The organism is Clostridia bacterium (assembly GCA_035628995.1).
In the GTDB taxonomy this organism is placed as follows: Bacteria; Bacillota; Clostridia; order Lutisporales; family Lutisporaceae; genus BRH-c25.
On record DASPIR010000008.1, the window covers coordinates 49,456 to 63,077 of the forward strand.

At 39.9% G+C, this 13,622-nt stretch carries 18 protein-coding genes; 11 read left to right on the top strand and 7 right to left on the bottom strand.

What is annotated here, in order from left to right; genetic code table 11:
* Window positions 1-27 precede the first annotated feature (27 nt).
* Window positions 28-375 (bottom strand): helix-turn-helix domain-containing protein, encoded by a 348-nt coding sequence (locus VEB00_01830; protein ID HYF81755.1) that lies wholly within the window; start codon window positions 373-375, stop codon window positions 28-30.
* 143 nt (window positions 376-518) lie between these two features.
* Here VEB00_01830 and VEB00_01835 point away from each other — a divergent pair, with 143 nt between their 5' ends.
* The 7 genes from VEB00_01835 to VEB00_01865 all read left to right on the top strand — a co-directional run bounded on the left by VEB00_01835 (window position 519) and on the right by VEB00_01865 (window position 5,918).
* Window positions 519-1,058: a GNAT family N-acetyltransferase gene (locus VEB00_01835; protein ID HYF81756.1), complete on the top strand. Its 540-nt coding sequence runs from the start codon at window positions 519-521 to the stop codon at window positions 1,056-1,058.
* Window positions 1,059-1,063: 5 nt separating this feature from the next.
* Entirely contained in the window at window positions 1,064-1,525 is a 462-nt protein-coding gene (locus VEB00_01840; protein ID HYF81757.1) for an ATP-binding protein, read from the top strand.
* Window positions 1,526-1,620: 95 nt separating this feature from the next.
* Window positions 1,621-2,814 carry a S8 family serine peptidase gene (locus VEB00_01845; GenBank protein HYF81758.1) on the top strand — a complete coding sequence of 398 codons (1,194 nt, stop codon included), beginning with the start codon at window positions 1,621-1,623 and terminating at the stop codon, window positions 2,812-2,814.
* An 81-nt stretch (window positions 2,815-2,895) separates the two neighbouring features.
* Window positions 2,896-3,591, top strand: coding sequence for a response regulator transcription factor (locus tag VEB00_01850; protein ID HYF81759.1), 696 nt, complete (start codon window positions 2,896-2,898; stop codon window positions 3,589-3,591).
* Window positions 3,581-4,972 (top strand): HAMP domain-containing sensor histidine kinase, encoded by a 1,392-nt coding sequence (locus tag VEB00_01855; protein ID HYF81760.1) that lies wholly within the window; start codon window positions 3,581-3,583, stop codon window positions 4,970-4,972. The genes VEB00_01850 and VEB00_01855 overlap by 11 nt, the downstream gene beginning before the upstream one ends.
* A 34-nt stretch (window positions 4,973-5,006) precedes the next feature.
* Window positions 5,007-5,321 (top strand): hypothetical protein, encoded by a 315-nt coding sequence (locus VEB00_01860; protein HYF81761.1) that lies wholly within the window; start codon window positions 5,007-5,009, stop codon window positions 5,319-5,321.
* A 267-nt stretch (window positions 5,322-5,588) separates the two neighbouring features.
* A complete protein-coding gene (locus VEB00_01865) occupies window positions 5,589-5,918 on the top strand; it encodes a hypothetical protein (GenBank protein ID HYF81762.1) in 330 nt (109 codons plus the stop codon).
* Between the two features lie 135 nt (window positions 5,919-6,053).
* On the opposite strand, the gene VEB00_01870 is transcribed toward VEB00_01865, so the two are convergent.
* Genes VEB00_01870 through VEB00_01895 form a run of 6 tightly spaced genes read right to left on the bottom strand, consistent with a single transcriptional unit; the run spans window position 6,054 to window position 9,238 of the window.
* A complete protein-coding gene (locus VEB00_01870; protein ID HYF81763.1) occupies window positions 6,054-6,260 on the bottom strand; it encodes a DUF1657 domain-containing protein in 207 nt (68 codons plus the stop codon).
* 34 nt (window positions 6,261-6,294) lie between these two features.
* On the bottom strand, window positions 6,295-6,648 hold the full coding sequence (gene spoVAE / locus VEB00_01875) for a stage V sporulation protein AE (GenBank protein ID HYF81764.1): 354 nt from the start codon (window positions 6,646-6,648) through the stop codon (window positions 6,295-6,297).
* Between the two features lie 15 nt (window positions 6,649-6,663).
* Window positions 6,664-7,665: a stage V sporulation protein AD gene (gene spoVAD, locus VEB00_01880; protein ID HYF81765.1), complete on the bottom strand. Its 1,002-nt coding sequence runs from the start codon at window positions 7,663-7,665 to the stop codon at window positions 6,664-6,666.
* Window positions 7,666-8,145 carry a stage V sporulation protein AC gene (gene spoVAC / locus VEB00_01885; GenBank protein HYF81766.1) on the bottom strand — a complete coding sequence of 160 codons (480 nt, stop codon included), beginning with the start codon at window positions 8,143-8,145 and terminating at the stop codon, window positions 7,666-7,668.
* A gap of 12 nt (window positions 8,146-8,157) precedes the next feature.
* A complete protein-coding gene (locus tag VEB00_01890) occupies window positions 8,158-9,018 on the bottom strand; it encodes a DUF421 domain-containing protein (GenBank protein ID HYF81767.1) in 861 nt (286 codons plus the stop codon).
* A gap of 13 nt (window positions 9,019-9,031) precedes the next feature.
* Window positions 9,032-9,238 carry a DUF1657 domain-containing protein gene (locus VEB00_01895; protein ID HYF81768.1) on the bottom strand — a complete coding sequence of 69 codons (207 nt, stop codon included), beginning with the start codon at window positions 9,236-9,238 and terminating at the stop codon, window positions 9,032-9,034.
* A gap of 191 nt (window positions 9,239-9,429) precedes the next feature.
* On the opposite strand from VEB00_01895, the gene VEB00_01900 reads away from it, so the two are divergent.
* The 4 genes from VEB00_01900 (at window position 9,430) to VEB00_01915 (ending at window position 13,570) form a co-directional block, all read left to right on the top strand.
* Window positions 9,430-10,143 carry a DUF421 domain-containing protein gene (locus VEB00_01900; GenBank protein ID HYF81769.1) on the top strand — a complete coding sequence of 238 codons (714 nt, stop codon included), beginning with the start codon at window positions 9,430-9,432 and terminating at the stop codon, window positions 10,141-10,143.
* 18 nt (window positions 10,144-10,161) lie between these two features.
* Complete coding sequence (locus tag VEB00_01905; GenBank protein HYF81770.1) at window positions 10,162-10,521, top strand: DUF4363 family protein; 360 nt, start codon at window positions 10,162-10,164, stop codon at window positions 10,519-10,521.
* 201 nt (window positions 10,522-10,722) lie between these two features.
* On the top strand, window positions 10,723-11,355 hold the full coding sequence (locus VEB00_01910) for a TetR/AcrR family transcriptional regulator (protein HYF81771.1): 633 nt from the start codon (window positions 10,723-10,725) through the stop codon (window positions 11,353-11,355).
* Window positions 11,345-13,570 (top strand): UvrD-helicase domain-containing protein, encoded by a 2,226-nt coding sequence (locus VEB00_01915; GenBank protein ID HYF81772.1) that lies wholly within the window; start codon window positions 11,345-11,347, stop codon window positions 13,568-13,570. Before VEB00_01910 ends, VEB00_01915 begins: the two co-directional genes overlap by 11 nt.
* Window positions 13,571-13,622: the final 52 nt, after the last annotated feature.

The window sequence follows — 13,622 nt, forward strand, 5'->3', positions numbered from 1 at the left end:
AGTACGGTCTAGAGATAAAGGTTTATCTCATTTTGAATTATCACTGTTTTTCATTTTATTGCCCCAATTGGCTAGTGTTTTAAGAGCTGGAATAAGATCTTCTCCATTATCAGTCAGCGAATATTCAACTCGCGGTGGTACTTCCATAAATTGTTCACGATTAATAATACCATTCAATTCCAGTTCCTTTAGCGATTGTGTCAGCACCATGTTGGTAATCCCATCGATACACTTTTTTAATTCATTATATCTCATAGTTCCATTTTTATTTAATGCCCAAATTATAGGTAATCTCCACTTTCCACCGATAAGGTTTAAAGCAAATGTTAATGGACAGTTGTCAAAGCCGCTTTTATACAAAGCCTGGTCATTCATAATATCACTCCAATACTCAGTTTTTACTTTCTTAAGCAGAAAATACTGCATACTTGTTATAGCAATTGTAACTGATATAATGATATCAGAGCTGCTTGATCAATCAAACACATTTTTCATTTTTTTTAGAAAGGAAGATTAATATGAGTATCCATTATGAAGTTGTTTCCGAAGACAATATTATTTGCATTAAAGATTTGTGCAATAATTTAATGACTTATCAAAAGGCTAAAGCATATATTCATCCTGAGTTTTTTGATGACATGTGCTTTGAAACTAGAATGATTCCTTCTGTTAAGAGTGCTAAAGCTAACTATATCGTAGTGGCAAAAGACGATAATGAAGTTGTTGGATATGCGTACAGCACTATTTCAGCAAAGGAGACCTATTCTGGCGGTTTTGCGACTCTGGAATGTGATGCCTTCTTTGACTTTGATTCTGTAAAAGGTGATGACGTAGGTTGTCTTTCTCAGTTTTTTATAAAAGAGGGTTATCGTAATTCCGGCATTGGCAGCGCTTTGTTTGAAAAGTCTATGGATTGGTTAAATTCATTTAAGTCAATAAGTGACCTGTTTATTTTTGTATCAAATGGGAACGATAATGCACTGAAATTCTATCAGGGTAAAGGCTTCAAAATAAGTCACCAGATACTCGAAGGATTTATTACGGTGTTAAGGAATTGAGAGCTATGGAAATAGTAATTTTCATCGGCATGCAAGCGTCTGGTAAAAGTACATATTTCAAAGAACATTTTTTCATGACTCATATAAGGGTAAACCTTGATATGTTAAAAACACGAAATAAGGAAAGAATCCTGATTGAAGCTTGTATGAAAGCTAAGCAGTCATTTGTAGTGGATAACACAAATCCAACAGTAGAGGATAGAAGAGGCTATATTGAAGCTGCAAAGGAAGCAGGGGTCAAGGTTGTAGGTTATTACTTCCAATCTGATATTGCTGAGTGTATAGAAAGAAATAATGCACGAATAGATAAAGAAAAAGTACCGGTGATAGCCTTGAGACGTACTCATTCAAAACTGCAGCTGCCGACTTATGATGAGGGTTTTGATGAATTGTATCATGTAAAAATTAGCGAAACAAATGAATTTGTGGTAGAGGAATGGAGTTTGCTCCCGAGGACTCGCCCGTGAAGCTTCAGTTTTAAGAAAAACTTAAGTTTTTCCATAACTTTTCCTTAAGGTTAGTCAGTTATTATCAAAGTAAATACACAACAGGAGGAGTTATGATGAAAAAAATATTGCCCATTATGCTAATTTTATCACTAATATTCATAACAGCATGTAGTAGCCAAGCTACCAAGTCAGTAAGTGTTATGAATTTCCAAAGAGGTAGTCTTAAAACATTACCAGCCTATAATGCAGATAAAATTGACCCATGGCAGGTTGACCTAAGGGGCTATGATTTGAGGTCTTTGAATCTAAAAGACCGCCTGGACGATTTGTTATATGCTGATTTTGACACTAATACCAGGTGGCCTGAAGACCTGCCGGAAGGTTTCAATCCAGAGGAAATAATGGATTTGGGGAAGAATCCGGGGTTAGGACTTAAAAGCATACACAGCAAAGGTATTACAGGTAAGGGGGTTGGCATTGCAATAATTGACCAGACCCTTCTTACTGAACATATTGAATATAAGGATCGTCTAAAGTCTTATGAAGCAATCAACAACAAAGGCAATACTGCTGAAATGCATGGGGCTGCGGTTTCTTCAATAGCTGTAGGAAAAACAGTTGGAGTAGCTCCCGAAGCAAATCTATATTATATTGCCCTGACCCCGGGAGAAATGAAACAAGGCAGTTTCAAGCATGACTTTACATGGATGGCTAAAGCAGTTGACAGAGTCATTGAGATGAATAAAACCCTACCTGCCAATGAAAGAATACGGGTTATTTCGATTTCGTTAGGTTGGAGTCCGGAGAAAACCGGATACAAAGAAATAAATGAAGCAATAAAGAGAGCTAAAGCCGAAAACATTTTTGTGGTGTCTTGCTCATTGAGTGAAACATATGGACTCAAATTTGATGGATTGGGGCGGGGTGGATTTTCAGACCCGGAGAGCAAGAATTCCTATCTGCCTGGCTCATGGTGGGCAAAAGGGTATTTTGATGGCAAAAGGGAATTAGCGGTGGATACTCTTCTTGTTCCGATGGACTCCAGGACTACAGCAAGCCCTACGGGTAAAGATGATTATGCATTCTATAGAAGCGGCGGCTGGAGCTGGTCGGTTCCGTATATAGCGGGTCTATATGTGTTGGCTTGTCAGGTAAAACCCGACATAGACCCGGAAACCTTTTGGAATAGTGCACTGAGTACCGGTGATGTGATACAAATAAATCATGATGGGGAATCCCATAGCCTCGGTAAGGTAATCAACCCGGTAAAACTTTTTGAAAGCTTTAAAGCTGCCACAGCTAAATAATATAATTCAAATATAAAATACGGTTTGATTTATTCCGATATATCCTTAAAATAGGTGTTTATTGTTATATGAGGTATTTGTATGAAAAGGCACACAATACTAGTTGTCGATGATGATTCCGATATCAGGGAACTGATTGATGTATACCTGAGGACTGAAGACTACAATACCCTTATGGCCTCTAATGGTATAGAAGCTTTAGAATTATTGAAAGAGCAGGAGCCGGACCTGATAATCCTTGATATAATGATGCCAGGAATGGATGGGATTGAGACTTGCATCAAGCTACGGAATGATATGGATATACCTATAATATTTCTATCGGCAAAAGCCCAGGATACTGACAAAATCCTGGGCTTGACGATAGGCGCCGATGATTACATAACAAAACCCTTCAATCCGTTGGAGCTGATAGCCAGAGTTAAATCACAGCTAAGACGATACACTAAACTTAATAATGGCAATAGAGATTCGGGCGGCATAATAGAAATTGAGGAGTTATATATAAATGTCCTAACCCATGAAGTAAGAGAGGGGGATAGGGAAATAAAACTTACCCCCACAGAGTTTTCAATTTTGGAGCTCCTGGCGAGAAATAAGGGGATAGTCTTTGCTATCGACAGAATATATGAAGAAGTATGGAAGGAAGAATACTTTGAATCCGATAACACTGTAATGGTACACATAAGAAAAATCAGAGAAAAGATAGAGAGAAACCCAAGAGAACCTCGATATTTGAAAACAGTATGGGGGGTGGGCTATAAAATTGAGAATTAAAAGCAGTATATTCCTTAAACTTATAATTACGCTTATTATATGCATTACAGCATTTATGGCTACATTTATATATAGTGGAAAAATAACATTCTCTATTTCATCGGATATCGACAATATAATAAGTGCAGCGGACAGCATCTTTATAGAAATAACAAGGCATTGCTCAGATTTAAATGATTATGATCCGGGCAACCAAGCATATATAAATGAGCTGGCAAAGTATTACGGACTTCAAATTATAGCTACTGACAAGAATGGTATAATACTGGTTAAATCAGAGAATGTTGAAGAAAATGAGATTGACATAAAAGAAGTAAAAAGGATTATTACTAAGACATCATATCAGGGTGAGGGATATTTATATAGATTTTATCCATATGATCATTTTAGTCGTGGTATGGTAAATATTATAATCAGAGGTGTTCCCAAACGCGAACTGCTGTATAGTACCAACGGTAATGTGCTCTTAGGCGCAATGCAAGGGTTGGGAGTATTTATAATACTATTCTTTCTTCTCACCCGGAACAGGATAAAGTATGTAAGGGAGCTTTCGGAAGGATTGCAGGAAATATCCAGTGGAAACTTGGATTTCAGGGTCCGTGAGTTAGGGAATGATGAACTGCGGTTTTTAGGTGAAAATATTAATCTTATGACAGGTGAACTGCAAGAAAAGATAAGAAATGAGATAAGGGTAGAAAAATCTAAGAATGAATTAGTAACAAACGTCTCTCACGACTTAAGAGCGCCCTTGACATCAATTATGGGCTATGTAAATCTACTAAGAGAAAAAAGATATCAGGATGATAATCAGGTAGAACACTATATAGATATTTTGCATAACAAGAGTTTCAAGCTTAAACAATTGGTAGATGATTTATTTGAGTATATGCTTTTAAACAATGAAGTCAAAGTCATAGAACAGACAATCTGCATGAATGAACTGCTAAATCAGCTGTTGGAGGAGCTCTTACCGCTTTGTGAGGAACGGCAGTTAAAATTCAAAACGGATATTCCGGCCAATAAAGTGCTGGTTAAAGCCGAACCCGACAAATTGGCAAGAGTTTTTGAAAACATACTTATCAATGCGATAAGGTATTCATATGATTTCAGTGAGATTAACGTACGATTGCTTGCTGACAAGGACTATGCCATAGTTGAAATAACAAATAGCTGTGATGAAATCCCTGCTAAAGAACTGCCTCTTTTGTTTGAAAGGTTTTATAAGGTGGAAAAATCAAGACCCTCCACCGAAGGCTCGGGGCTTGGACTGGCAATAGCTAAAAGCATAGTCGATATGCATGGGGGTGAAATTTCTGCTAGTAGTGAGAACAACGAGATAACATTTACTATACGTCTTAAGGCTATCAGTGATAAAATATAGCTGTATACTATTTTAATTATAGGGGTGGTCGGTTGTGTTTATGAAGCCTCATTTGATTATACTTCCATTAAATTTGTTGGCTGGACTGATATATTGCTTACTAGCAAAGAAAATGTCTATAGAGTCATATTCAAATGTACTGGCAATCATCGGAGGAACATATCTCGCCATTGGAGGACTGGGTTTTATGGGGGGAATGTTTTCCGAAACGGATTATACTCAGAACTTCTCCAGGGACTCAAACCAAAGAAACACTGATAACGCTAACCGTAGTAAATTCAACATTATAGTTCTTATAATTGGAATAACTACAATGCTGTTTTCTTTTGCGGTACTTGCTTTTCAGTAGCCTTCAATAATTGGCGTCTTGACTCGCAGCAATACCTGTAGACTGATTTGCCTGATTTGGCAGGTTGCTCTATATAGTAAATATAATAATAAGTTTTTAAGAGATAGTCATTGTAAATGCCTATCTCTTTTTTTACTATATATATCTATCAAAATGTACAAATCTTCAGTTCAATATTAACCAAAAATGCTTATCCAACATAATAATGGTAGGGGAATATAAATTCTTTGATTTATAGAAGCATAATAATAAAAAGGAGGTGAGATTTTGGAACATGTATTTGATTCCCACGGTAGGCTTCAGGGTTATGTTGATGGCGATGTAATTTATGACGGTTGGAACCGCGTTGCGGGTTATACTGATGGTTCTATGATTTATGACCAGTACTCCAACCCTATGGCATATGTAGACGGCAGATATGTTTATGGAATGGATGGTCGACCTATGGGATATTACACAGGCGACTATAGAGTATACGATATGGCGGGTAATTATATGGGCTATGGAAATCAAGGCTTCAGGGGAGCACTTGGGACTATCCTTCTACTTTTACTCCTTAGGCGGCTTTTCAGACGCAGACGACGCAGATTCATCTAGACTGTATGTCCGTTGTACAATGGAATAGGATAAAGTTACTAAAGAAATTCCCCACTTATAAAAATGTATCAAAGCAGGCACTACTCCAAAAAAAATAAGAGAGCTGAATCGAATAGCTTTCAGCTCAATTTTGAACTATTGCTGCTTGTATTGTGGTTCTTGATCTTCGACATATTGCTGTCTTCCTTTTAATGTGTCGACTGCACTGTCTAATGTCTGCGCCAACTGCTGGAAAGTCTGCTTTGCTTGTTGATCCTGTGTTTCCAGGGAAAAGACTTTCATGCTGGCTGCTGCGCTTTGAACTGTAGCGATAGCTTGCTGTAGCTGTGTACCAACTGTCATTCTTCCAACCTCCTTTCAAATATAGCTTTATATTTTAGCCTTTTGGTTTAAAAACCAAGGCAGCTAAAAAACCAAATATAATGGCTGAAGAGATACCTGCACTGGTAATCTCAAAGATGCCCGTCAATACACCTACGAGCCCTGTACGCTCAGCCTCCTGCAAAGCACCTTTTACCAACTGGTTGCCGAAGCTGCTGATGGGGACAGATGCCCCCGCACCCGCAAACTTTACCAGCTTATCGTATAAACCGAAACCTCCCAGAATGGAACCTGCCACTACCAAAGTGCACATGGTATGGGCTGGTGTCAGTTTCAGTCCATCCATTAGGAGCTGCCCGATAACACATATTAATCCACCGATAATAAATGCCCAAATGAACTTATCCAACACGACATCTCCCTCTCACATTTCTATGGAAACTGCGTGAGCTACACACGGAATGGTCTCCTTCTGTTGGTATGACATGGGGGAAAGCAGTGCTCCGGTTGCAATAACTAGAATTCTGCTAAGCTCTCCCCTTTTAAGGCGGTTAATCAGATGCCCGTAAGTCGTTGTTGCTGCGCAAGCACAGCCGCTTCCCCCGGCAAAAACCGGCTGGTCATCCTTATACATCATTATTCCGCAGTCCGTCAGCTTCTCTTCAGGTATGTTCATTCCATGCTTCTTTAAAAGGTCACCGGCTATCCTATGCCCGACTCTGCCTAGATCTCCGGTTGCGATTAAATCATAATGGGAAGCATCAACATTCAAATCTTTGAAGTGTGCCTCTATAGTGTCAACAGCTGCCGGTGCCATTGCTGCTCCCATATTGAACGGGTCGGAAAGTCCCATATCCACCACGCGCCCAATGGTCGCAGAAACAACATGGGGGCCGTCTCCTTTGGCAGATAAAACTGCAGCACCGGCTCCTGTAACTGTCCACTGTGCGGTAGGCGGCTTTTGTGCTCCATATTCTGTCGGGTATCTATACTGTTTTTCTGAAGCGGCATTATGACTGGAGGTACCAACAAGTGCGTTTTGTGCAAATCCTGTATCTACAATCAGAGAAGCGATAGCCAAGCCTTCCATGGAGCTGGAACAAGCACCGTATATCCCAAGAAAGGGAACTGCCAGCGTTCGTGCTGTAAAGCTGCTGGGTATAATCTGATTGATCAAGTCTCCGCTTAAGAAAAATTGGATATCTTCCTTTTTTAAGCCTGCTTTTTTTATTGCTGTTTCACAGGCTTGCTCCAACATCTTTTTTTCTGCTTTTTCATAACTGTCCTGTCCCAGCCAAAGATCATCATGCAGCAGATCAAAGTCCTTTGATAAAGCTCCTTGTGCCTCAAAGGGCCCACCTATAGCGGCGGAGCCTGCTATGATCGGTTTTGACTCAAAAACCCAGGTTTGATGGCCCTGCAGCATTTACATCCCACCCAACATTTTAATTATGACTTTCACTAATGCAACAACAAAGGCTGAGAAGACACCATATACAATAACCGGTCCTGCTAACTTGAACATATTTCCCCCTACGCCCAAGACAAAGCCCTCGCTCTTATGCTCGAGAGCAGCTGAGGCAATAGTATTGGCGAATCCGGTCACCGGCACGGCAGTTCCTGCCCCTCCCCACTGTGCCAAATGGTCATAGACCCCAAGGCAAGTAAGTGAAACAGAAATAAAAATAAGTACCGCAACTGTCGGGCTTCCTGATGTTATTTCGTCAAACTTGAAAAAGGTCATAAAAATCCACTGTATTCCCTGTCCTATCGTGCAGATAATGCCGCCGGCAAAAAATGCCTTTATGCAATTTTTGAATATTGGTCTTTGGGGCTCTCTTGCTTTGGCAAAGTCTTGATATTGCTGTTGTACAGGTGTAAGGTTCTTTCTTTTTTTACTTGACACAAATAACACCTTCTATTTAAGCAGATATGGTTTAAGTATTCTTAGCAGTTCTTCCAGTTTTTTCGCGTTTCTATTATACATAACCTTTGCATTTTCATTTTGTGTTTCTAAAGCAAATGTCTCAAGATTCGCCTGGCTTTTTTCCAGGCCGGCGTAAAGCATTTCCTTTACCTTGGGTTTCGGATTCTCAATGGAATCATCAAAAAGGTCCACGTATAGCTCCCCGGACGAATCCACCTGTGCAATAAAGACATTGTCCAAGGATACACCCAGCGTTTCAAACTGAGTCTTTAGCCAATCCTTGTTGTGGCCCAGAGAGGCCAGCGGTTCATAAAGGATATTACCGTCCAATACGACCGTCTGCGGCTCTGTCAATGGAGAGACTTTGATATCCAGATCTTGAACTGTAACCGGGTTTTTGTCAGACTTCATAAATACGCTGATATCCCCGGTAGTTTCCAGTACGGCAAACTCAACATCGGCTAAAGAAAATGCATTCTTCGTCCGGAGCGCCCTCAGAAGCTCATCACCTGTCAATCTTGCCTTCAGAAGGCTTTGTTCCATAATCCTGCCGTGTTTGATCAAGACTGTTTCCTTACCATAAATTACGTCATGTATCCATTTGCTTTTTAGAGCCAGATACTCCAGGACAATGGTGCTTATAACCCAGACCCCGAGAGGGATAAGCCCCAGGACGGGGTTTGTAATGACATTTGCTGAGACAAGTGCTGTAAGCACGGCTATAACAATATAGCTCACCATATGAAAAGGAGTTATCCGTACTATGCTTCTTTTACCCATGAATCGTACTGCAGCTAGTAATAAAACAAATATTAAAGCTGACTTGATTAGAACTTGTACCCATGTCTCCATATTGATACCTCATTTAGTTTCCTTTGTATTGCGGCTCCTGATACTCTAATAACGACAATCTTTTTTCAAGGTCATTAATAATTTCTGTTGTTGTTTCCACAGCTTCATCGTATACTGCCCTGATTTCTTCTTCTTTAGCTTGGGCTGCATAAAGCCTGATAGTTCCTTGACTGCCCTTTAAAGTAGCAAGAACTTGCTTGACCTGAGATGCTACCGTCATAAATAATTCCTCCGTTTCAGGTATTAGTTTCTCTTTTGGAGTGTCGTTTATACTAAATATTACTTGTAAATATTTTCAAGTAACCAGATATAGTTTTGCTATTTCTTGATTTATAGAGTAAATGAATATTTATTTGAGATACTATATTGGTGCATTCAATATTATAAAATTTGCCTATTAGGAGGTTGCCGATGCCGATATTGTTTGTTGTTATCATTCGTTCCGTTTTATCTTTTTTTGCATTATTACTACTTGTAAGATTAATAGGTAAACAACAGATTTCTCAGCTCACTTTCTTTGATTATGCGGTAGGTATCACAATCGGCTCTATTGCATCTACGCTCTCAGTACAGGTAGATGAAAATACTACTGCTACCTTGGTGGGTATGGGGGTCTGGGCTTCACTTGCTATTTTACTCGCGTATCTAGGCGTGCATAACGTATGGGTGCGCAAGGTCGTAGAAGGGGAGGCAACGGTGGTTATCGAAAATGGTAAAATCCTTGAAAAACACCTTAGTCGGATTCGCATTTCAATGGATGAGCTTATTTCCGAACTTCGAACTCAGGGGGTTTTTAATATCTCTGATGTTGAATTTGCCCTGTTTGAGCCGGGTGGCAAGCTCAGTATACAAAAAAAGTCCCCAAAGCAGCCACTTACTCCTGAAGACTTAAGTATTACTACCCAGTATAAAGGTTTACCTACAAACCTGATAATGGATGGAATTTTATTAGTCGATGCCCTTCAGTCTCTCAAGCTGTCCAAGGCTTGGTTGAAGCATCAGCTGAACAAGCAGAATATTAATAATATGAGCGATATATCATTAGCCCAATTGGACACAATGGGGAATCTCTATGTTGATCTGAAAGGCGATAAGCAATATTACATCATTTCTACGAATAATTAGAAGCGTGGAGGATTACACATGATAAAGAAATCTGTCATCTTTACTCTGATAACAACAGTATTAATTGCCTTATGCTCTTGTACCCTGCTAGTGAAGCCTCTTGATAAGAATATACATTTTTCTGAGCAGCTGTCACAGCTTGAGAATGATATTCGAAATGAAAACTGGGAGAAAGCAGATGAAAACCTCGAAGCTGCAAAGAAAGCATGGAAAAGGCTGAAGCCATATATTCAAGTTGAGATTGATCATGATTATGTGCATCAAATTGAAGAGAATCTCGCTAAATTGGAAGCGTATATCGATACTGAAGAACAGGCGGATGCATTGGCAAACATGCTGCTAATTCAAGAAACGTGGGAAGATATTGAATCTCTGTAAGGGCATATGTATCGGCAGAAACAGCTGAGTTGAAGAACTACAAAATTAAAGCAATCGAGGAATCTGCTGCAATACTCACAAGCATTGATTAACAATGGGTCTTAGACCCATCTTTTTTTGCGCAGCAAGGTTTACTTTTAGGAGCAAGGGCGTATAATAAAAGAGAATGATATATTCGCTTTTGTAATGGAGGTAAATTAATTGCAGTATAAAAAGGATGAGATAAAGGGGAAAATTGATGCTGCTGCATTAGCAGTATTTGCAGAGAAGGGCTACAAAGGAGCCAAAATCTCTGATATAGGGGAGAGAGCAGGAGTATCAGTGGGCAATATCTATAGGTATTATGGCAGCAAGGATGATATATTTTACGCCATTATCAGCGAGAGCTTCATAGAAGATACCAAAGGGCTGCTTAAGCAGAAGATAGAAGCTTCTGAGGGGCGGGATAGTCTTCTGGAAGAGCAGCAGGACAGCTTTTGGCTTGTCAACGAGGAAGTAATAGACTTCATGGTAGAAAATCGCCGTAAATTGATTATTGTATTTGAAAAAAGTGAAGGTACAAAATATGAAAAAGCTAAAAGTGAGCTGGTTGAATTCATTCTTGTGGAAGTGAGAAAAAGCATGGCTGCACAGTCGGGGACTTCTGAAATAAGGATCCTGGATAGTTTTACTGCAGGCATCATTTATAAAAACTTGATTGATATGGTGTTAGGCATTATGGAGGAGTCTACGGACTCTGAAACGGCAAGAAGATGCCTGCGTGCAGTCAACACATATCATATGTTTGGAATTAGCGGGTTTGTTGCAAATAAGGGGGAGCTTTATGGATATTGATAATAAGGATTATATAGAAGAGCAGGAGTATTTGGAGAATACAATTCAGTTTATCAATCAGGAGCTTGATAATGAGCTTGAACTGCTGGATGGAAAAAAGCTGGATCTTATCAAGCTGAGAAAAGAAATGTGGGAGAATACATCGCACAACGCTGAAGACTTTGCAAAGCTGACAGAGGTAAACCAGTACCTTTCGGTTCTTGAAAGTCAGACAGCCAGCTATGACGGCACATTAAAGCTAATTGAAAAGTATAGAAGGCTGCTGTCCTCTCCTTACTTCGGAAGGTTCGATTTTTCTGAAGGAGAATCGGAGGAATGCGAAAAAATATACATTGGTATTCACAATCTGATAGATATGAAATCACACAGTATAATTGTGTATGACTGGAGGGCGCCCATAGCAAGCATATATTATGAGTATGAGCTGGGTGACGCAGAGTACAGCTCTCCTCAAGGCAAAGAAACAGGCAAGGTGCTTTTGAAAAGGCAGTATAAGATTAATGGTGGCAAGCTGCTTTATTTTTTCGACAGCAGTCTTAAGATAGATGATGAAATGCTGCAGCAAGCCTTGGGTCGCAGTTCATCCCCAAAGATGAGGAATATTGTGGAGACCATTCAGAAGGAGCAAAACCTCATCATCAGAGATACTGAAAATGAGCTCCTTATTGTACAAGGTGTCGCAGGAAGCGGGAAAACCTCAATAGCACTGCACCGTATTGTTTTTCTGCTTTATCAGGGTTTAAGCACCAAGCTGAACTCAAACAATATTCTTATTATCTCACCCAATGAGGTATTCAGCAGCTATATTGCGGGTGTAATACCTGAGTTGGGGGAAGAAAATGTTCTGCAAATAACCTTTGGGGAGATTTGTCATAACTTGCTTGGTGGCAGGGGAATTATGGAAAAAAGAAGCCAGCAGCTTGAATTCCTTATCAGAGCTGACGAGGCTGCAAGTTCCTTGAAAAGCAGAAGTATGGAGTTCAAGGGTTCAAATGCATTTGCGAGGATACTGTACAGGGCGATTAAGCATTATGAGCAGAAGGTACATGTATTTGAGGATGTATATTATGATGGAAAAATGATTGAGTCAAAGCAATTCCTGAGAAACTTTTTCCTCAATGGAAAAATAATCGGACAAACAGCAGAAAGATTGAAGAGACTTGAAAAAATCATATTTGATAGAGTTCATCCCATACAGAGGGAAAGAGTTCAAAAAATTGTGAAGCGAGTACAAAAGATGGAAGGCCACGAATTTGATTACAAGGCCTTCGGACGACTGCTTTCCATAAAGGAATCGACCGAACTGCAGAAAAGAGTGAGGAAATTCACTGAGGTCGACTATATGGAAATCTACCGATTGCTGTTTAATGATAAAAATGTATTTTTTGAGCTGGCTCATGGATTGGAGCTGCCGCAGGATATTGGGGCAATACTGGAGAGTACCTGCGACAATCTCAAAAAAGGCTTTATCGAATACGAGGACTGTGCTCCGCTTCTGTATCTAAAGCTATGTCTTGAAGGAAATGAAAAATTTAATGAAGTAAAGCAAGTGGTAATAGATGAAGCTCAGGATTATTCGCCTATGCAATATCAGATTTTTAAGCTGCTGTTTGGAAAGAGCCGCTTTACTGTTCTTGGTGATATCCGACAGGCTATTGATACAGAGGGTGACTTGTCACTGTATGATGAAGTGGACAGCATTCTCGGGAAAAAGAAGTCCGTTCATCTTTTCCTGAATAAGAGCTATAGGTCTTCCCAAGAAATTAGTGCATTTTCACAACGTATACTGAAGCAAGCTCAAGACGCTATCTCCTTTGAAAGACATGGCGCGGAGCCTCTGATCTCTTCTCAGGAGGATGAGGGAAGCATGGAGGCTGCTATAGTTGAGGGTATTCAAGAGTATGTCGCAGAGGGGTTTGAAACTATTGCGGTTGTCTGCAAAACTGTAGAGGCTGCTCGAAAGCTGTACAGCAGAATCAAGGACCTTGTGGATATAAAGCTTATATCAGAAGAGGAGGATCAGATAGAGCAGGGGGCAGTGGTGATTCCTTCATACATGGCAAAAGGCTTGGAATTTGATGCGGTCATAGTACATGACGCTTCAGAGGAAAACTATTGCAGCGAGCTGGATAGAAGGCTTCTATACATTGCCTGCTCAAGAGCGCTGCACAGGTTATCGTTATACCACAGCGGAAATAAGAGCCAATTTATTTAGTACAGTAAGCCTCCCGCCAGAATTTACATAAATGGTTTTTGCTGCTAGTGTC

Coding starts and splice junctions, on each gene's coding strand:
- VEB00_01830 (HYF81755.1), bottom strand. CDS start 375: ATGAATGACCAGGCTTTGTATAAAAGCGGCTTTGACAACTGTCCATTA.
- VEB00_01835 (HYF81756.1), top strand. CDS start 519: ATGAGTATCCATTATGAAGTTGTTTCCGAAGACAATATTATTTGCATT.
- VEB00_01840 (HYF81757.1), top strand. CDS start 1,064: ATGGAAATAGTAATTTTCATCGGCATGCAAGCGTCTGGTAAAAGTACA.
- VEB00_01845 (HYF81758.1), top strand. CDS start 1,621: ATGAAAAAAATATTGCCCATTATGCTAATTTTATCACTAATATTCATA.
- VEB00_01850 (HYF81759.1), top strand. CDS start 2,896: ATGAAAAGGCACACAATACTAGTTGTCGATGATGATTCCGATATCAGG.
- VEB00_01870 (HYF81763.1), bottom strand. CDS start 6,260: ATGACAGTTGGTACACAGCTACAGCAAGCTATCGCTACAGTTCAAAGC.
- spoVAD (HYF81765.1), bottom strand. CDS start 7,665: ATGCTGCAGGGCCATCAAACCTGGGTTTTTGAGTCAAAACCGATCATA.
- VEB00_01890 (HYF81767.1), bottom strand. CDS start 9,018: ATGGAGACATGGGTACAAGTTCTAATCAAGTCAGCTTTAATATTTGTT.
- VEB00_01895 (HYF81768.1), bottom strand. CDS start 9,238: ATGACGGTAGCATCTCAGGTCAAGCAAGTTCTTGCTACTTTAAAGGGC.
- VEB00_01900 (HYF81769.1), top strand. CDS start 9,430: ATGCCGATATTGTTTGTTGTTATCATTCGTTCCGTTTTATCTTTTTTT.
- VEB00_01905 (HYF81770.1), top strand. CDS start 10,162: ATGATAAAGAAATCTGTCATCTTTACTCTGATAACAACAGTATTAATT.
- VEB00_01915 (HYF81772.1), top strand. CDS start 11,345: ATGGATATTGATAATAAGGATTATATAGAAGAGCAGGAGTATTTGGAG.